General features: G+C 35.6%; 16 protein-coding genes. 12 read left to right on the top strand and 4 right to left on the bottom strand.

The features are described from left to right. Positions 1 to 377: 377 nt before the first annotated feature. Positions 378 to 806 carry a universal stress protein gene (locus tag PN497_RS16260; protein WP_096566777.1) on the top strand — a complete coding sequence of 143 codons (429 nt, stop codon included), beginning with the start codon at positions 378 to 380 and terminating at the stop codon, positions 804 to 806. Between the two features lie 222 nt (positions 807 to 1028). On the opposite strand, the gene PN497_RS16255 is transcribed toward PN497_RS16260, so the two are convergent. Next, the gene (locus PN497_RS16255; protein WP_096566778.1) at positions 1029 to 2381 is read right to left on the bottom strand and encodes an NB-ARC domain-containing protein; all 1353 of its coding nucleotides are present in this window, start codon (positions 2379 to 2381) and stop codon (positions 1029 to 1031) included. 362 nt (positions 2382 to 2743) lie between these two features. Here PN497_RS16255 and PN497_RS16250 point away from each other — a divergent pair, with 362 nt between their 5' ends. Together PN497_RS16250 and PN497_RS16245 are read left to right on the top strand one after the other, a co-directional pair. Then, a complete protein-coding gene (locus PN497_RS16250) occupies positions 2744 to 3244 on the top strand; it encodes an SHOCT domain-containing protein (protein ID WP_096566780.1) in 501 nt (166 codons plus the stop codon). Between the two features lie 39 nt (positions 3245 to 3283). Beyond that, a complete protein-coding gene (locus PN497_RS16245) occupies positions 3284 to 3826 on the top strand; it encodes an SHOCT domain-containing protein (RefSeq protein ID WP_096566782.1) in 543 nt (180 codons plus the stop codon). Positions 3827 to 4461: 635 nt separating this feature from the next. On the opposite strand, the gene PN497_RS16240 is transcribed toward PN497_RS16245, so the two are convergent. Beyond that, complete coding sequence (locus PN497_RS16240) at positions 4462 to 4848, bottom strand: hypothetical protein (RefSeq protein WP_096572615.1); 387 nt, start codon at positions 4846 to 4848, stop codon at positions 4462 to 4464. A 193-nt stretch (positions 4849 to 5041) separates the two neighbouring features. On the opposite strand from PN497_RS16240, the gene hslO reads away from it, so the two are divergent. Further along, positions 5042 to 5947: an Hsp33 family molecular chaperone HslO gene (hslO, locus tag PN497_RS16235; protein WP_096566784.1), complete on the top strand. Its 906-nt coding sequence runs from the start codon at positions 5042 to 5044 to the stop codon at positions 5945 to 5947. 160 nt (positions 5948 to 6107) lie between these two features. Next, entirely contained in the window at positions 6108 to 8210 is a 2103-nt protein-coding gene (locus tag PN497_RS16230) for a coiled-coil domain-containing protein (RefSeq protein WP_096566785.1), read from the top strand. A gap of 70 nt (positions 8211 to 8280) precedes the next feature. Here the strand turns inward: PN497_RS16230 and PN497_RS16225 are convergent, their stop codons facing one another. Continuing rightward, positions 8281 to 8916: a Uma2 family endonuclease gene (locus PN497_RS16225; RefSeq protein WP_096566788.1), complete on the bottom strand. Its 636-nt coding sequence runs from the start codon at positions 8914 to 8916 to the stop codon at positions 8281 to 8283. An 81-nt stretch (positions 8917 to 8997) separates the two neighbouring features. After that, positions 8998 to 10518, bottom strand: coding sequence for a C-3',4' desaturase CrtD (gene crtD / locus PN497_RS16220; protein WP_096566790.1), 1521 nt, complete (start codon positions 10516 to 10518; stop codon positions 8998 to 9000). A 165-nt stretch (positions 10519 to 10683) separates the two neighbouring features. Between crtD and PN497_RS16215 the strand changes: the two genes are divergently transcribed. The 7 genes from PN497_RS16215 to PN497_RS16185 all read left to right on the top strand — a co-directional run bounded on the left by PN497_RS16215 (position 10684) and on the right by PN497_RS16185 (position 18863). Continuing rightward, positions 10684 to 11403, top strand: coding sequence for a hypothetical protein (locus PN497_RS16215; RefSeq protein ID WP_096566792.1), 720 nt, complete (start codon positions 10684 to 10686; stop codon positions 11401 to 11403). Between the two features lie 163 nt (positions 11404 to 11566). After that, positions 11567 to 12910, top strand: coding sequence for an AAA family ATPase (locus PN497_RS16210; RefSeq protein ID WP_096566794.1), 1344 nt, complete (start codon positions 11567 to 11569; stop codon positions 12908 to 12910). Beyond that, positions 12907 to 13737 (top strand): retron system putative HNH endonuclease, encoded by an 831-nt coding sequence (locus tag PN497_RS16205; RefSeq protein WP_096566796.1) that lies wholly within the window; start codon positions 12907 to 12909, stop codon positions 13735 to 13737. Before PN497_RS16210 ends, PN497_RS16205 begins: the two co-directional genes overlap by 4 nt. A gap of 126 nt (positions 13738 to 13863) precedes the next feature. Further along, on the top strand, positions 13864 to 15165 hold the full coding sequence (locus PN497_RS16200) for a M16 family metallopeptidase (protein ID WP_096566798.1): 1302 nt from the start codon (positions 13864 to 13866) through the stop codon (positions 15163 to 15165). Between the two features lie 220 nt (positions 15166 to 15385). Next, positions 15386 to 16255 (top strand): fructosamine kinase family protein, encoded by an 870-nt coding sequence (locus PN497_RS16195; RefSeq protein WP_096572616.1) that lies wholly within the window; start codon positions 15386 to 15388, stop codon positions 16253 to 16255. 136 nt (positions 16256 to 16391) lie between these two features. Beyond that, positions 16392 to 17012: a 2OG-Fe(II) oxygenase gene (locus PN497_RS16190; RefSeq protein WP_096566800.1), complete on the top strand. Its 621-nt coding sequence runs from the start codon at positions 16392 to 16394 to the stop codon at positions 17010 to 17012. Positions 17013 to 17042: 30 nt separating this feature from the next. Beyond that, on the top strand, positions 17043 to 18863 hold the full coding sequence (locus PN497_RS16185; RefSeq protein ID WP_272110698.1) for a protein kinase domain-containing protein: 1821 nt from the start codon (positions 17043 to 17045) through the stop codon (positions 18861 to 18863). Positions 18864 to 19111: the final 248 nt, after the last annotated feature.

The following is a 19111-nucleotide window of genomic DNA, read 5'->3' as shown; positions in this document are numbered from 1 at the left end:
GATTGGACTGCGAGTAGGAACAACCATCTACACGAAGAAGTATTTTGATAAGGAGAAACCCCTGATTTATCTCGTCTCGGCATTTGACCGCAGCCTGGGTAAACAAGCAAAGGCAAATATGGAGTGTAATACCGCCAAAATTTGATGGACTCGGAAAGCAAAAAAAACATAAAAGTAAGCGCAATTGCAATACCTGTCGTACTGGTAGTTGTTTTGAGCGCGTAGGGGGATAATTGACTATCCCTTTTGAGCAAGTCTTAAAGAATCTGCGTGTCTTTAGACCGCAGAGTGTCAAATTAAGAAAATTGTTGGTGTTCAAACCAAGAAAATTCTTAATGTGATAATTTAAGGGGTCTACTTTTGAGGAGACAAAAGCGGTGTTAAAAACTATTTTAGTAGCTCTGGATGGTTCGGAAATTGCGGAACGAGTAATTGAAACTTTAGGTGATTTGGTGCTGTCCGCAAACACCAAAGTTGTTCTTTGTCATGTATTTCCCGCACCAGAGGCAGAAATAGAATTACCCGCTGATCGTCCTCATCCAGACTCACCAAAGTTGTCTTATTTCCAGATAGAAAAGCAGTTGCAATCCTACCAGGAAAAATTACCAGTTCAAAGCGAGTTAGAATTAATAACTGGTGAACCTGCAGAGGAAATTATTAGACTGGCCAATATTTACAAAGCTGATCTGGTGGTTATTGGTAGTCGCGGGTTAACGGGGATGAATAGAATTGTTCAGGGTTCTGTTAGCACTCAGGTAATGGAAGAAGCGCATTGTTCAGTGTTGGTGGTGAAACCGGGGAAGTAATTTGTATTTATTCATAATTCATAATTAAGAATGTAGTAGGGATTTAGCCTAAATACCTACATTTTGTGGATCAATATTTCATCCTTTCGCTTTTTCCACTTTCTCAACTTGTTTGGGTGCTTCCATTTCTTCTTACATTTGGATAGCTGCGTTAAAATTGGTGTTGCTGTTTTCGGGTTCACCCATTTTTTGATATGTTAAGCTGTACTTGATTTTGGATTTTTATATTATTCTCAAATATTCTTTAAACACAGGAGATAAGTGAAACAAAACTTTCTCCTGCACAATTGTTGTCAGTAAATACCTTTGTTTTAAAGATTGTAGACCGTTAATCAATTCCATTGACGATAAGTTTGATGATAGGTTTAAACCTTGTCTGACATCTTCCCTAGATACAGGTTGATGAGATTTACTTAATTCTAATACTATTTGCTGTTCTATGGGTGATAATCTGTTAAATATTTGATGGAATGAAACTTGCATATTTTTAGTAATAACTAAGTTATTGTCACCGAGAAACTCAGTCACGTAACCTGCAAAAATATCTTGTATTAAAACAGCAATATCTTTTAAATAAAGTGGATTACCTTCATATAATTTAATTAAATTAAACCAGCTATTCTCATCCTGTAAACCTTGGTTTTTAAAAACTTCCACATTTTGTAAACCAGACAATTCTAAATATTTAATAGCAGATAATTTGGAATCTGAAAATTCCATTTCAGGACATTTTTCACGACTGATTAAGATTAAACTACTTTGATGCTTAATTTCTGTGATTATAGTGAAAAGATTTTGATAATTTTTATATTCATCTAGATAAATTCCAGCATATTTACCACTAGCAAATATATTTTCCACATCATCAATAACAATTAAACATTTTTTATCATTGAGAACATCTAAGAATTTTCTTAATTTATCATCTGTACTTTTTAGACTTTCTTTTTCAAGAATATTTAAGCAGTCGTCAATAAATAAATCTAGAGATTTAGGAAATTTTAAACTTTTCCAAATAATTACTTCAAATTTTTCTAAGTTGAAATCAATAAATCTTTTGACTAAAGTAGTTTTACCAATTCCACCCAATCCTAATACTGAAACAAGACGAGAGTTTTGATTTAAGATCCAATTATATAAAGTTTCTAATTCTTCCTCTCTTCCATAAAAACACATAATTTGCGGAGATGATTGTAAATCATATTTACATGATTGTTGATCATGATTTGACTGTTTATTTGCGTTAAGTTGAGGATATGAAGGACAAAAATTAAAACTAATATTTTTATTCTGTTGAATAACAATTGGTGAAGATGTTAACTTTAATCGAGATAAAGTAGAACGGAAATTACTTTTATGAATATCCTGATCTAAATGTTGAGAAAAGATTCTCCACAGTTTGTAACCGATATTTCTAATATAACTTTCACTGCAATGGGAATTTTCAGCGATTTTATCATAGCTTTTACCCTCCCATACTCCCTTGATGACGGTTTCTTGAAGATCATCTAAATGCTTTCCCGTTTCCGCAAACACCAAATTATCAGCAATCTGTAGAACTTCTGCAACATCCATAAAATAAACAAAGATCAACAGTATTAGCACCTAATTTATTTTAGCAAGCTTTTTCGGATAAAATATAACATTTTATGACAATTTGATTTAAATTTTTATAAGAAAATTCAAGATAAAATAAGATATTTTGAGATTTTTGTTATTTAAGCGTTTGTTATAATTAAAACAGCGTAGTGAATTGTCCCAGAGTTTGAATAAACAAATAAATAGTTTCAACAGCGAGATGTAAATCAGTTCTATGTAACTTATAGAAAGTTTATTCTACGCAAATCTAGTGGATATGTCTAATGATCTTCCTATTTGACAAATCCTTAAATTTGCCTAATCGTTTGAATCTCATGTAATCCCGGTTTATTAATTGTATGAACAAGGAAAATATATCTCTTTGGAATCCTTTTATCCCTACCCAAAGAGATATAAATCGCAGTAGTGAATTAGCTCAAAAAAATGAAATTGTAGCAGGAATTTTAAGTTTTATCTTTTTTCCTGCTGGATTAATCTACTTAAATAGAGCAATTAACCCACTGAAAATCTTGGGTTATACCATTGTTTTGGGTGTTTTAGTTAATATCGGTTCATCTAACAGTGAAGAAAATCCTAGCAGTTTTATTTCTCTTTTAGGTGTAAGTGCAATTACAGCAGAACAAGTAATTGCTGTCAAGTCAGCACGTCAGAGACAAGGAGGAAAAACCACATCATCACCCATTTCTAATTTGGATGCTTCTAATCAATCCTCTTTAAGTTATAAGACCGATACTAAAGCAGTTGCATTGCTTAAAGAATTAAAGGAAAGATATGAAGCAAATGAAATTTCCGAAGAAGAATTTAAACTTCAGAAACAAAAGATTCTGGAATCAATCTAGTATACATTTACCACATTAAATTACCAGGAGACTCGAATCATGACAGGATTTTTTAAAACTTTTACTCAAACTTTTAGTGAAGGAATAGCAGAAGCTTCGACTAAAAGCTCAGTTGATTCTCAGAGACAAAGCGAAATTAACAAATTAGAAACTCAAATCAAGGAAATAGACATTAAACTTGAAAAACAGTATACTTTATTAGGTCAGTTAGTGGCGGATAATCTGCGTAAATCTGAATCAATTAGTAAAGATGCTGTAGGAAAATTATTCCATCCGATTCAAAAATTAGATGCTGAGAAATCCGAGATTTTAGAAAAAATCAAAGAAGTAAAAGCTAAACAAGCTGAACAAGACAAAGCTGATGCTTTATTGAGAACAAAGAAAGAAGTAGAAACAGAGTTGAAAAAGTTAGAGGAACTTAAATCTTTAGGAGTTATGGATGAAGAGGAATTTGAAATTGCTCAAGTGAAATTAAATAAAAGAGTCAATAATTTTGAGAAATTGTATAGTCTCAAAATTGCTCTGGAACGTGGTTTAATTAATGAGGAAGAATATACTCAAAGAAAGGCTTTACTTGAATAAAATATGAATTTCACTAGCCCAGAAATTAGCCTCTGGGCTAATAATTAAAATGATATCAAGTAGATGATATTCAAGCTACATAAAATAAATCTTTTCATCCTCCTTAAACAGATCAGATATCACAAAATATTTTTTTTGTCAATACCCAAAATTATAACCAGCAAATAACAACATCAAAAATTCTCAATTCTCTTGTCAGGAAACCTTGATGATTTGCTCAGATTTTTTGCAGATATTCAGTTATGAGAGTTCTGAAATAGTTACTGGGTAAAGACTTTCAATCTGCTGCTGTAAACGCCGTCTTAAAAATAGGCACAATAATGCAAATTACAAATTCTTCTAAATCATAGCAGATCGCTAAAAGTATTGCAATACCGTTGATAAATAAAAATAATTCTCAATTAATTATTAAGAAAATATAAAGGGGGGAATTTTGGAAGTTATAAAATACTAAACTATTGGAAGTTTTGGATAATTTAAAATTATATAAAAGCCAAGAGAGAGAGCGCCTATATATAGATATGTATTGTGAATAAATTTATCAAAAATAAATTATTTGCTTTTAATTGTAATTTCTAACAGAGGGAGTCAGATAAATGACTCACCCTTTGCGCCTTTGCGTCTTTGCGTGAGAATTACCCCTTTTTACCCCGCAAAAACTCCCGCAACTTGAGTAAAGATACAGTCTGACCCAAATTCAAAGGTAAAATTGACACACCTTCCAAACGAGACTGTACCCAACCTTCCCCCCAGTACCACTCATGAAAACCATCAATTCCACCACTAAGTAACAAGCGCAAACAATTATTTTTTGCTACATCTACATGGTGATGAATTTTCACAGGTCCAGTGGAAGTAGTAAAATCAAAACCCGAAGTTAACTTTTCTGGCATTCCCGGAGAAAAACTTTGACCTGGTAGCCATTTTTCCAGTTGTGCAGGAATTAATAGACTATCGTGAATAGCATCAGCGGATGCTTCAATTTCAATTCGCAGTTGGCTTTGTTGAAAAGTACCTAGCATGGTGATTGGTAATTGGTAATTGGTGATTGGTGATTGGTGATTGGTGATTGGTGATTGGTGATTGGGAAAACACAAATCATTTCCCCCTGCTCCCCTGCTTATTCACTGTCACCTGTCACCTGTGACCTGTTCCCTGTTCCCTGAAAAACTTACAATATATAAAGTCATCTTGTTAAAAATTGTAAAAGTTTTCATGGCAGATAAATTAATACGGGCTACAGCAGCGGATGGGGGTATTCGAGCGGTGGGAGTGATTACCACACGCTTAACAGAGGAGGCACGAGTACGCCATAAGCTTTCCTATGTAGCTACAGCAGCACTGGGAAGAACAATGTCAGCAGGTTTACTGATGGCTTCTAGTATGAAGCGTCCAGGCTCTAGGGTCAATGTCCGGGTCAGGGGTGATGGTCCTTTGGGTGGTATATTGGTAGATGCCGGGTTAGATGGGACAGTCAGGGGCTATGTAGGAAATCCATCTGTAGAATTGCCTCCCAATGCTAAAGGTAAGTTAGATGTGGGGGGTGCTGTAGGTAGTGGTTATCTCTATGTAGTTCGAGATATCGGCTATGGATATCCTTACTCTAGTACAGTAGAACTTGTTTCGGGAGAAATTGGTGATGATGTGGCTCATTACCTGGTAAATTCAGAACAAACTCCTTCGGCTTTGGTTGTGGGTGTGTTTGTAGGAGCAGAAGGAGTGACTGCGGCAGGAGGGATATTAATCCAAGTTTTGCCTAAAGCTGCTAGAGATGAAGCTTTAGTCACAACCCTGGAATCACGAGTATCTGCTTTATCAGGGTTTACACCGTTGATGCAAGCTGGGAAGACGTTAACAGAGATTTTTCATGATTTGCTGGGAGATATGGATCTGAAGATTTTTCCAGAAAGTCAAATGTTGCGCTTCCACTGTGGTTGCTCTTTTGATCGGGTGTTGGGAGCTTTGAAAATGCTAGGAGCAGCAGAACTGCAAGATATGATTCTCAAAGACGATGGTGCGGAAGCTACTTGTGATTTTTGTGGCAATGTTTATCAAGCAAATGGTGATAATCTAGCACAATTAATAGTTGATTTACAAAGGGAAACTTCTGTTTCAGAATAAGTGTGAAATACTACTAAAGCCCAAACATATAAATGGTATTTGTGGAGGAAGATAAAAAATGAAAAAAATAGCTTTTTAATGATGAGAAAGAAAGTTACTATGGCAAAAATGGAATAATCAGTTTCATCAGAACTGCTATTCAATTACTTTGGTGTGAGAGATGACAGATCGGGATATTTCAGACAGTTGTTCTCCAACCAGAGCCAGAAAACCAGATCCTAATACAAGATTGTCCCGAACTCCAGAAGTCGGGACAACTCAATCATCTGGTGTCCCTCCTACTGGTTCTAACTTTAAATCAGTGACGCAGCAACAAGATAACAATTCAGAAGGATTACCTATAGAAAACTATTCAAAGGAATCTTTTGATACTAGTAAAAAATGGGTAAAATTGCCAAGCTGGATGAAAAGCTGGGTGATGTGGTCAATTTTATTAACATTGATTCCTAGCGGTATCGGGTTTATATCAATGTCGATGCTGCTAAAACTTCCATCAGCGCCAAATTGCCCAAAAATATTTTGGCCTTTAGCTAGTGCGTCTGTACGTTTACACTGTGCTTCCTTGGCTGCTTCTAAGCAGAATGTGAACGACTTACTGCAAGCGATCGCACTGGTGAGAGACTTACCAGAAAATCACCCACTCAGGGGACAGATTAATGGTTTGTTGGAGGAATGGTCAAGGGATATTTTAAAGCTGGCTGAGGAAAGTTTCCAATCCGGGAATTTAGAAGAAGCGATCGCCACGGCTCGACAAATTCCTGAAGACTTAGAAGCTCGTAATATTGTAGAAGAGCAAATTACTAAATGGCAGTCTACCTGGTCTAAGGCAGAAGAAATCTATGACGAAACATTAAAAGAACTGGGAGAAAGACGCTGGCAGTCAGCTTTTATGCTGTCATCTAAACTGCTCCGCATCAACAATCAATATTGGTCAACTACCAAGTATGATGAACTAAATCGCATCATTGTCACAGCAAGGGAAGATGGTGATAAACTTGACAAAGCTGAAGGTTTAGCAAAACGTGCCTCAGTGGATGATATTCTAGCAGCTATCAAGCTGGTAGAGTCGATTAAGTCGGAGAGTTACGTATATCAAAAAGCTCAGGAATTAATTCCTGAATTTGGGCGCAAGATACTGCAATTGGCACAATCTCGCATGGATAGGCAAGATGCGGATACAGCATTAGAAATTGCTAGAAAAATTCCGCCAATAGCTTCATTACAATCAGAAATTGATGATTTTATTGTTTTGGGTGAAGCCCAAAGAAGTGCTTGGATAGGTACGGTTGCTGGTTTAGAGAGCGCCATTTCCCAAGCTCAACAAATTGATGCTTCTAGGGAAGTATATATTAAAGCACAAGAATTAATTGCTCGTTGGCAATTGGAAATAGAAGATGTGACTCGTTTAGAAAAGGCGCGAACCCTAGCTAGTCAAGGTACAATCAATGATTTAATAGCAGCCATTTCTGAAGCTCAGATGATTCCCAATAGCAACCCCCGCGCTTCAGAAGCTAGACAGGAGATGAATCGTTGGCAATCCCAAGTAGAAACTATTGAAGACAGACCTTATTTAGACCGTGCTGATCAAATAGCTCTGTTAGAGGATATTAACTCCTTGCAAACTGCGATCGCAGAAGCTAGTCAAATTCGCTCTGGTCGTGCATTATATCCAGAAGCACGGAAAAAAATCCGCCATTGGACGGCTAAAATTCAGCGTATTCAAGACCAACCTTATTTAGACCAAGCACGAATTATTGCTGAAAGTGGTGATTTAACTACTGCGATTAGGGAAGCTCAAAAAATCGCTTCATCAGGAAGGGCGCTGGCTAGTGAAGCACAAGCATCAGTGGATACTTGGCAAGAACAAATTAGGGCGAGAGAAAACTGGAAAAAAGCCAGAGAAGTGGCTATTGCTGGCACACCAGAAGCTTTAGCTGAGGCCATCCGCATAGCTGATCGAGTTTCCAACCGTAACATTTTACGCATGGATGTTAACGTGGCTATTGATCAATGGAGTCAGCAAATATTACAAATGGCACGTTCTCAAAGCGAGTTTGATATTCCTAGAAGTATTGAAACTGCTAGATTGATTCCTCGTGGTAGTTCTGCTTACAGAGATGCCCAACTACAAATTAGAACTTGGAGACAATTCCTCATTCCTCGGACATCACCTACAACATTACCTACATCATCGCTGGAGTCATTACCTACTCCATCACCTGAAGCTGAACCATCTCCATCATCAACTGGTAATGGTTTGTAATGGGTAATGGGTAATGGGTAATGGGTGATTGGTGAAGTTGACAGTGCGAACGCCTTTAGGCAGGAGAGTGTCAATCATTTAGTGCCAGTTTCACCCAATTACGAAAAGCGCGAGTTGCGGACATTTGTCCAATTTTTTTACTTTCCGCAATAAATCGAGGAATTTCTGTGATTTGGATAGGTGCAAAAGTGGGGCTGATTTGAGTTTCTGAATATTGCCCATTTGTCAGAATGTAGATTCTTAATGAAGTTCCGTTGTAACGCCAAAATTCAGAAATTCCCATTGCAGCATAAAGCTTCAATTTATCTATTTTAGGTCGTGAATATTCCACTTCTAGCACTAAGTCTGGTGGTGGATCAAAGGCTAAATCAATATTCTCTTTTCCTCTGACTAATAATTCATTCTGGATATAATAACCACTGTCTGGTTCTGCACCATATTCTAAATCATCTCTAGTTAATGTGAGTGAACCAACGCGATCAACTTCTAAACTAAATTCTTCACACAATACCCCGACAAAAACCTCAATTAACCGATTTGCGTTTTCATGAGGTTTTTGTGGAGTCATAATTTCTATATTTCCCTGATGGTAAGAAATTCTATTTGCACGTTCTGAACCCATTTCCACTAGCATGGTTTTAAATGTCTGCCAGGAGATGTTTTCTAGTAAAACTCTGGTTTCTGCGGGTATTGCTGTTGTTACCATAGTTTCTTTTTCTCACAGGTGATAGATTTGAATATAACAAAATTTTCTGTTTACTTTAATTTTGTTATCTTCATTTAGCCTCTAACGCTTTTCTTGCGCTTGAATTTGCCTAACTACTGTCAATGCTGAATAACTTACCCCTGCTGTACCTTCTCCTGGATGGGTTGAGTCACCCACTAACCACAAATTATTAATAGGTGTACGATTGGCAAAACCAAAGGGTCCAAATGTCGGTATTCTTTGCCCAATTCCGCCCACAATTCCCTTTTCTCTACCTGTATAATGGGCAAAGGTTTTAGGTGTGGCAGCTTCTACATAAATGATGGTTTCTGGTTTTAAATAGAAATATTGAGCAAGTTTGGAAATTGCATCTTGGGTAAATTTTGCTTTTAATTCTTGATAGTTTTCTGTGTTCCACCATTGGGTAAAATCAACAAAAGAAGATGCAATAATTGTCGCTTTTCCTGTTGGTGCGCGTCCATCTCCTTCATGACTGACAGATACAAATAAGGAGTTATTTTCCCCAATTAGTCCATTAATATCATACATAAATTGGAGATGGGGCGGACAATCATCAGGAATAGCACTTTGATCAACACCGATATAAACGACAAAAGCACCGGAAGCAGGTGGTAATTTTTCTACTCTATGTTTATATCCCGATGGTGCTTTTTCTCCTAATAATCTTACTAAGTCTTGTACAGTGACGTTAGCAATTACATGATCTGCTTTTTCTGTCCAAACTTCGCCAGTTTTTTGATTTCTAATTACTACACCGTTAGCTTTGCCATTTTCTACATTTATTTTTTCTACGGTGTGACGCATTAATAATTTACCATTGTCTCTTTCTAAAGATTCAACTAGGCGATCGCTCAATATTTGCATACTTCCTTGTAAATGATATAATCCTTGGGGCGATTGGGATACACTCAATGCTGTAGCTGCATAAAGTAAAGCGGTTTCTTCGGCATTCACTTGGGAATATAATTTTAGTTGTAAATCTAAAAATGTCCGCAGTCTTTTATCATTTCCTAAACCATATAATCTTAAAGCATCCCCAACAGTAAATAAGGTAAAAGGTGCAGTAATAAATGTACTCGGACGAACAGCTTTTGTTAACTGTAAAATATCCCAGAAACTTCGGGGTGGTAACACCGGATCACGTCCTTGAAATTCCCAACTTGCATTAAATAAAGTCGCTAATAATTGCCAGAAACCTTCACTTCCAGGAAATTGTTTTTGGCGTTCTTCTTGCCATTTTTCCGGATCTCGCCAAACATTAATAGGTGTATTTTCTCCTGGTAAAAATACCGCACAAGCAGGATCACAAGGAGTTGCTTCAGGTAATTCTATATTCAATTCTGAGAAAATGCGGTGATGTATACCCCCAGGTTCTAACCCTGCAACTTGAGTTGCACCGACATCAAAAGTAAAACCCTGACGTTTAAAGGTGGAAGCACAACCACCGGGAACTAAAGCTTGATCTAGGGTTAAAACGCTATAACCTCTATGTGCTAATAATGCTGCGGTGGTTAGTCCACCTATTCCCGCACCGACGACGATCACACGGGTTTGGTTTTTGTTCAGGGATAGACTAGGCATGAATACCTGTTTTACAATTCTTAATATTACTACTCATAATTTTACATAATTTTCAATTCAGTCTGGTGATGTGGAATATATTTCTGTCACCTGTCACCTATCACCTATCACCTATGACTTTGTGATACAGTATTTCTGCTGCGATAATAATAGACAAAATTAAACATGAGTAAAAATTTTGAAATTCAAGAATTAGCGATCGCTATCACTGCTAGAAATTTGAATCACACAGTGATTACCCCTGACTTTTTGAAATATACTGGTATAGTTCCCGCAGATTGGGAATTAGCAAGAGAGCCTGTTTTTAACAATTTTGTAGTGCAGATTTTTTACAAAACTGGTGTAGGAATTGTTGCCCAGCCTAATAATGTCACAGTAGTTGAGGCTATAGGTACAAAAGAACAGGCAGAAATTCACATCCCCAAAATTACCCAACAGCTAGTAGAAAAATTATCCAAAGTTGATTATCAACGAGTAGGAATCAACCCCAGAGGATTTGTAACTTTTAACTCTGATCTAGAAGCCTATCAATACATCAATGGTAAACTATTAGCACCTGGTTCATGGCAAGAATTTGAAGGTGCAAAAGTGAATGCGTCCTTGCAGTTAAGTTATCCTTTAAAACGGGGAATACTAAATTTAAGTATTAACCAAGCAAATGTACAGTTTCCTGATAAAGTAGCGGCAGCAATTTTATTTTCTGGTAATTTCAACTATTCTTTATCAGGAAATACAGCAGCGGAGAAACTTCAAGATTTGCAGCAAATAATTACTAACTGGCAAGTGTCAGTAGGTACTTTCCAAAAATTGTTAGTAGAGAATTTTTTAACTTCTTCTGAAGCTCCAAAAAACATTTCTGTTTTTCCGACAATGGCGAAAAGCTGATAATGTAGCTGTTTAATAATTGTGGGGTGGGCATCTTGCCCGCCTGAAATAAATGAAACCACAAAAATAGGATATACTATTTGAGAGAGTGAGGATAAAATTATTGTCAAGCATAAATTGGAATTAATTTAGACTTGATTTTGATTCAAAGAGGTACATTATAATGTGGCTAAAAAGTATTGAACTCAAAAATATAAAAGGATTTTCATATCAAACAATATCCTTTGAAAATAGAAATAAACCATATAAATGGATTACTTTATTAGGTGAAAATGGAGTAGGAAAAAGTACACTAATGCAAGCAATAGCCTTGCTATTAGCTGGACCAGATGCAGCAAAGAAATTGATGTCGTTACCACAAAGTTGGGTAAGAAATGATTCACAATATGGTCAGTTAACAGCAAATATACAGAAAAATAATGATGATGAAGGTATGATGCAAAATAGAGGTAGGAATAAATTTTCCTATGATTATTCTTACTTTTTTATAGGTGATAAAAATACTAGAATTGGTAAAGACAATTATCCAGCAAATACACTAAATGCTAAAAACTCAGAAACCATTGAATGGTTAAGAACAAATGCTTTTACTTTAGATTCTCAGGGTTGGTTCGCTGCTGGTTATGGTCCATTTCGTCGCCTTTCACGTACTGAAAGATATCCAGTAAGATTAGGAGAACTTAAAAGAAAAAATCGTGAAACTAATTTCAACACGCAGTTTAATGAAAATGATAGTTTAAGCACTTTTGAAGAATGGATGGTTTTTTTAGATTATCGCATTGCTAAAAATCCTGATGATTCTCAATCTAAAGAAATGAGAAGATTAGGGGAAGATGCTATTCTAGAACTTTTACCTGGAAATATTAAAATAGATCAGGTTAGCAATGATGGAATTATTATTTTTTCATTAGAAAATCAGCTAATTCCTATCACCCAATTATCAGATGGGTTTCGTAGTATTATTGCTTTAGCTGGAGATTTAATTTGGCGTTTACTGCAAACATTTTCCCATCTTGAAGATAAAGATCCAAGAGAAGCATCAGGTATTGTACTCATAGATGAATTAGATATTCACTTACATCCTGTTTGGCAAAGGTTGATTGCTAAAAAGCTTAGAACTGTTTTTCCTAATATACAGTTTTTTGTGGCTACTCATAGTCCTTTTATTACTGCTGGTGCTGGAGATGATGCACTGACTCTAAAACTAAAAATGATCAATGGAGAAGTTCAAATAGAGGAAGTTAAGAACATAGCAGCTTATGATTTTGATTATATTTTAAGAAGTCCTGCTTTTGGTTTGGTTTCAACACATTCTCCAGATGTACAAGATAAAATTGATCGTTATGATTATCTTACAGGCCAGAGAAATAATTTAACGGTAGAAGAAATACAAGAATACGAAGAATTAAGACAATTTATGAAAGAATTTAAACCAATAGGAGGTAAACCAGAACCCGGTAGTTTAGACGATAAAATTAATAGGTTTTTAGAGGAAAATCTTAAATGATTCCAGTACAAAGAACAAATGAACCAAATATTCTGAAACAAAAATCTCAGACATGGTTAAAAGAACTACAAGCAGCAATTACTAATCTTGAACAAGTCAAAAGTAATCCTAAACCAAACCCCCAAGACATTCAAGCAGCACAGAAAAAAGTAGAAAATGCCCAAAATAAATATAATCCAGGTAAAGACAAAAAAAGTGGGATAAATCCCGTTAAGCAACCACTGTATGATATGTTTGCTGGTAAATGTGCTTTCTGTGAACGCAAAGTTGAGATTTCAACAGGACATATTGAGCATTTTAAACCTAAATCTCAATATGTTAATTTAACTTTTGACTGGAATAATTTTCTCTACTCTTGTGAAGTTTGCAATAATAAGCGACATAAAGGAGAAAAATTTCCTTTAGATTGTGATGATGCTCCCTTATTAATTGATCCTACGGATGAAAATTCTGATATATATCAACATCTTGATTTTTATTGGGATGCGAATACTAAATTAGCTAGTATTTATGGAAAAGATGGACGTGGAAAAGTTGTTGAAGAAATATTTGAACTTAATAGAAAAGATTTAAGGGAACATCGGAGTGATCAGGTGAAAAAATTATTAATATTCCTGAAATATGCTACAGATGGTAATCAAGAGGCAATAGATATACTGAAAGAATATTGTAAATTAGATAAAGAATATAGTGCTTTTGCTCTTTTTTATATTATTCCTTACCTTGCTCACCATTTAGAGATTTCAGAAGCAATAGATATGATTAAAGAAATAAGTAAACGCAGTCAAAGTTATGCTAAATTTGCTCGCATTGATGATTTATATTAATTGCTTAAATTTGACAATTAGATTTATTTAGATAAAAACATCCCCCACAACTCCCCCAACCCAGACCACTGCTAACACCATCAAAGGCATTGTAAGATATAAGCAGTAACATAGCCCTCACCACCAATGACATCAACTCTGTTAAAATCTCCTCGTCTTCACGCTCCCAAGGTGCATCCTCTACCTAACGGTTTAACCATTATTGCCGAGCAAATGCCAGTAGAAGCAGTGAACCTGAATGTATGGGTAAAAATCGGTTCTGCTGTGGAGTCAGATGCTATCAACGGCATGGCTCACTTTTTAGAACACATTGTATTTAAAGGTACAGAAAAACTAGCCAGTGGTGAGTTTGAACGTCGCATTGAAGAAAGAGGTGCAGTAACAAATGCGGCTACCAGCCAAGATTATACACATTTTTATATTACGACTGCGCCCAAAGATTTTGCAGAATTAGCACCACTGCAAATAGATGTAGTGTGTAATCCTAGCATTCCTAAAGAAGCTTTTGAAAGAGAAAGATTAGTAGTTTTAGAAGAAATTAGACGTTCAGAAGATAATCCCAGAAGGCGCATTTATCGGCACACAATGGAAACCGCTTTTGATGTTTTACCCTATCGTCGTCCGGTACTCGGTCCAGAAGCTGTAATATCCCAAGTTACACCCCAACAGATGCGAGAATTTCATCAAACTTGGTATCAACCATCTTCCATAACTGCGGTTGCTGTGGGTAATTTACCAGTGGAAGAATTAATAGAAATTGTCGCTGAGGGATTTGAAAAAAACAGTCAAAAATCACAAAGCTTAACATCAAAAAGCTTAACATCAAAAAATCAACATTTAACAGGTGTTACAGAACCAGCATTTACAGAAATTGTGCGTCGGGAATTTATTGATGAAAGTCTGCAACAAGCCCGGTTAATAATATTATGGCGAGTACCTGGATTGATTGATTTAAATGACACTTATGCTTTAGATGTGATAGCGGGAATTTTAGGACATGGAAGGACATCTAGATTAGTCCATGATCTGCGGGAAGAAAGAGGTTTAGTTTCTTCAATTTCTGTGAGTAATAGTAATTATAAACTCCAAGGAGTATTTACTATTTCTGCTAAATGTGATGTAGAAAACTTACCAGCAGTAGAAACAGCAATCATTGAACATTTGGAAAAACTACACACAGAATTAGTTAAAGAATCAGAAATTGCTCGTGTGCAAAGACGAGTAGCAAATAGGTTTATATTTGGCAATGAAACACCAAGCGATCGCTCTGGTTTATATGGTTATTATCAATCTTTAATAGGTGAGTTAGAACCAGCATTTAATTATCCCCAATATATCCAAAACCAAGACGAAAATCATTTAATGCAAGCTGCACAAAAATATCTTTCACCCTCAGCTTATGGTGTAGTTGTCATCAAACCAAATTAGTCATGGGTAATTGGTGATTGGTAATTGGTAATATACTATTCTATAACTTTTACTTCTTACTAATAACCAATACCTATAGGACTTACGCAAGATATGACTAAAAACCTTATTCTTGCGTAGGGGTAATTCATGTAGCTTGCTTCCCGAAGGGTATTACCCCTACTTTCGTTGCCTTTTGCGTAACTAATAACCTATAACCTATAACCAATAAAAAACCATGATTTGGCAAGAAATAGATCACCATATAAGTCAAGTAACAGGACAAAAATTTCAAACCTCTCAACATTCATCTGTAAGCGGTGGTTGTATTAATCAAGGTTATGCCATTAGTAATGATAAAATCACCTACTTCGTGAAACTCAACAAAGCTACTCAGGGAGAAATGTTTGCAGCAGAAATGCTGGGTTTACAACAAATGTATGAAACCAAAACTATCCGTGTTCCTAAACCTGTATGTTGGGGAAATACAAATAATTCTAGTTATATAGTATTAGAATGGCTAGAAATGAACGGTGGTAATAACAAATCTTGGCAACAAATGGGACGAAACCTAGCAGAAATGCACAAAACCATTAGTAAAAAAGGTTTCGGTTGGGATCTGAATAATACTATTGGTTCTACACCCCAAATTAATACTTGGAAATCTGACTGGAGAGAATTTTATACAGAACATCGTTTAGGTTATCAATTTCAACTAGCAAAAAGAAAGGGAGGAAGATTTCCTTTAGCAGAAAAATTATTAGCAGCTATTCCCGAATTATTAGCAAATCATCATGTTGAACCAGCTTTAGTACATGGTGATTTATGGGGAGGAAATGCCGGATTTACAGTTGATGGTGAACCCGTAATTTTTGATCCAGCAACTTACTTTGGCGATCGCGAAGTTGATATTGCCATGACAGAATTATTTGGTGGTTTTCCACCAGCTTTTTATCAAGGTTATCAAGAAATATTACCTTTAGATCAGGGTTATGAACAACGGAAAACCCTTTATAATTTATATCACATTTTAAATCATTTTAATTTATTTGGTGGTGGTTATGCTTCCCAAGCAAACGGGATGATTGAGCGAATTTTGCAAAATTTGTAAATTTAAAAATAAGATACCCGACTTCTTGTTTATTTTGTAAATTACTCATAATTTATAAGTTATAAGTTATAAGTTATAATTTATAATTCGGGTATCTGTGTAGTTAATTTATCAAATAAAATTATGAACTAAAAACATGAAATACTATCAACTACAAACCAACGTTTTACCTAATAATTACCTCAATGACTTGTGGGGTGAAATTCAATCTAGTCCTTACTTTGCTATCAACAATCTTAATCGTGATTTTATCAACACCAAAGGATTTTCTGTGGTTTTTCAGCGTCAGGGATTACCCAAAGTTATAGAAAAGTTTCCCTTTTTTAAACCTTATTTAGATTTAGCATTGCAACCTAATTGTAATGCTTTTTATCTCAATCCCTTACTATTAAAAGAAGGTTCTCGCGTTGATCCACACATAGATCGTTCTTTGCGTTCTTATTGTAAAACAATTGAACCACCCAACCTAGTTAGTGTTCTTTATGTGCGAGTACCAGAAAACATGGAAGGGGGAGAATTGGTGTTAAAATCAACTAAACGCCAAGTGGGACAAGTTAAACCTCAAACTAATACCCTGGTTTACTTTCAAGGAGATTTAACCCATTCTGTTAACGCTGTGAAAACTCCTGGAAATCGCCTCAGTTTAGTTTGTGAACAGTATAATTTAACTGAAGATGAATTAGAGGAAATACCAGTATTTACCTTAGAATCAAGAGCTAGTCAATCTGCAAATAAAAAACGAAAATATGGGTATTAGAGATATCGTACTTAATCATTAATAAAAACAATGCTGCTAAACAACCGCTATCAAGTCATTCGCACCCTGGGATCTGGTGGGTTTGGTGAAACCTTTCTCGCTCAAGATACCAATATGCCATCACAGCGCCTTTGTGTGGTAAAACAATTAAAACCAATTCACAATAATCCGCAAATTTACCAAATAGTACAAGAAAGATTCCAACGAGAAGCAGCTATTTTAGAAACCCTTGGTAGTGCATCTGATCAAATTCCTGCTTTATATGCTTATTTTTCTACAGGGGGTGAATTTTACTTAGTTCAGGAGTGGATAGAAGGAGATACTTTAACAGCGAAAATGCAAAAGCAGGGATTATTTACTGAAAATGCTATTGAGGAATTATTAGTTAATATATTGCCTGTTTTGAAGTATGTTCATTCACAAAAAATAGTTCACAGAGATATTAAACCGGATAATATTATTATTCGTAAAAGTGATAATAAATCAGTCTTAATTGATTTTGGTGCAGTGCGTGAATCAATGGGAACGGTGTTAAATTCGCAAGGAAATCCTACCAGTTCTATTATTATTGGTACACCGGGATTTATGTCCAGTGAACAAGCAGCAGGAAGACCAGTTTATTCTAGTGATTTATATAGTTTAGGTTTAACAGCAATTTATTTATTAACTGGTAAACCGCCTCAAACCTTGGAAACAGATCCGCAAACAGGGAAAATAATTTGGCAAAATTTTGCTAGTAATATAAATCCTCATTTAGCAAAAGTCATTGATAAATCTATTGCTTATCATCCCAGAGAAAGATTTACTTCTGCTCAGGAAATGTTGGATGCTTTGCAAATAAAGTCAGTTATTAATAGTCAATCACCAGTTACTCAAACAATAATTGCTCCTCCACTGCAAAATACAGTTACAGTTAGTCCAGGGAATACAAATCAACCAGTTAATCAGAATAATAAACAAACAGGAATGATTCTACCTAGTATTATCGCTAGTAGTTTGATAGGTGGTTCTATTATTATTGGATTGGCGATTAATAAATCTTCTCCACCTGTTGAATCTGCCAATAACACAAATACAACTCTATCTTCCTCAAATAAAAATTCAGTAGAATCTTCATCACCAACTCAGGAAGAACAAAAAACAGAATCATCTAAAAATACTTCACCTCAATCTACTGACGCAACACAGACTCAAGTTAATCCCCCATTAGCAGATGAATCTGTAGTCAATAATTCATTTTATTTTGTAGCTGATTCTGCCTTTAAAGATTTACCAACTGCTACTCAACAAGTTAGAACTTTACAAGTTAGAGGTTATTCTCAAGCTGGAATGTTTTGGATACCAGATTATCCAAATCTATCAGGAAAGCGTTTATATCAAGTATACGCAAATTGGTTTAGTGATCGCACGAATTGTATCAACTTTCTAAAAACCTATGGACAAGTTAATTCAGATGCTTATTGTGTGCTTGCGAGTAAAGACGCTAATACATCACCTGATCGTGTATATTTCAAGGAAATTTTTAAGGTTTCCATATCTGATACATCACCAGTAAATAACACAAATATCAATAATAATTATTTTTGGCTTTCGCAAAGACGGGTGACAGCAGCAGATTTATCTGGTAAAAGTGGTTATGAATTAGATATTATGAGAAACACAATATTTGCAGTTCACGGACGCAGGTTTAATACTCCTGAGTTACAAGCATATTTTAATCAGCAATCGTGGTATAATCCCCAATATTCACCCCAAGAATTTCCTGTTGATTTGTTGTCAAAAATAGAAGTTGAAAACGCAGAATTTATTAATCAATATCAAGATCAGAACAATTTACGCTATTTCAGATAAATCGGTTATACAGCAGATTTCATTCTTATGAGGTACAAATCATAATCATGAAACTCTTGTGGGGTGGGCATCTTCTCACAAGGGTAGGTATTTTACATTGTTGTGAGGGCAAGACTTGGGGGACAAGGAAGGACAGTGGACAAGGGAGGAAAGCCGTACAAATGATGTACGATTGGTAACAAAAACTGACGCTCAACAGACCTTGTACTGAGCGAAGCCGAAGTACATTTCTTGTCTAAAATCTTCCT

Origin of the sequence: Sphaerospermopsis kisseleviana CS-549 (assembly GCF_028329225.1) — a bacterium.
Lineage (GTDB): Bacteria > Cyanobacteriota > Cyanobacteriia > Cyanobacteriales > Nostocaceae > Sphaerospermopsis > Sphaerospermopsis kisseleviana.
The sequence above is the reverse complement of the archived record's forward strand: the minus strand, read 5'-3'. Positions and strand labels throughout refer to the sequence as shown.

Excerpts from the sequence above, each read along its gene's own strand:
- PN497_RS16255 (WP_096566778.1), bottom strand. The coding sequence starts at position 2,381 with ATGGATGTTGCAGAAGTTCTACAGATTGCTGATAATTTGGTGTTTGCG.
- PN497_RS16250 (WP_096566780.1), top strand. The coding sequence starts at position 2,744 with ATGAACAAGGAAAATATATCTCTTTGGAATCCTTTTATCCCTACCCAA.
- PN497_RS16245 (WP_096566782.1), top strand. The coding sequence starts at position 3,284 with ATGACAGGATTTTTTAAAACTTTTACTCAAACTTTTAGTGAAGGAATA.
- PN497_RS16240 (WP_096572615.1), bottom strand. The coding sequence starts at position 4,848 with ATGCTAGGTACTTTTCAACAAAGCCAACTGCGAATTGAAATTGAAGCA.
- hslO (WP_096566784.1), top strand. The coding sequence starts at position 5,042 with ATGGCAGATAAATTAATACGGGCTACAGCAGCGGATGGGGGTATTCGA.
- PN497_RS16230 (WP_096566785.1), top strand. The coding sequence starts at position 6,108 with ATGACAGATCGGGATATTTCAGACAGTTGTTCTCCAACCAGAGCCAGA.
- PN497_RS16225 (WP_096566788.1), bottom strand. The coding sequence starts at position 8,916 with ATGGTAACAACAGCAATACCCGCAGAAACCAGAGTTTTACTAGAAAAC.
- crtD (WP_096566790.1), bottom strand. The coding sequence starts at position 10,518 with ATGCCTAGTCTATCCCTGAACAAAAACCAAACCCGTGTGATCGTCGTC.
- PN497_RS16215 (WP_096566792.1), top strand. The coding sequence starts at position 10,684 with ATGAGTAAAAATTTTGAAATTCAAGAATTAGCGATCGCTATCACTGCT.
- PN497_RS16210 (WP_096566794.1), top strand. The coding sequence starts at position 11,567 with ATGTGGCTAAAAAGTATTGAACTCAAAAATATAAAAGGATTTTCATAT.
- PN497_RS16205 (WP_096566796.1), top strand. The coding sequence starts at position 12,907 with ATGATTCCAGTACAAAGAACAAATGAACCAAATATTCTGAAACAAAAA.
- PN497_RS16200 (WP_096566798.1), top strand. The coding sequence starts at position 13,864 with ATGACATCAACTCTGTTAAAATCTCCTCGTCTTCACGCTCCCAAGGTG.
- PN497_RS16190 (WP_096566800.1), top strand. The coding sequence starts at position 16,392 with ATGAAATACTATCAACTACAAACCAACGTTTTACCTAATAATTACCTC.
- PN497_RS16185 (WP_272110698.1), top strand. The coding sequence starts at position 17,043 with ATGCTGCTAAACAACCGCTATCAAGTCATTCGCACCCTGGGATCTGGT.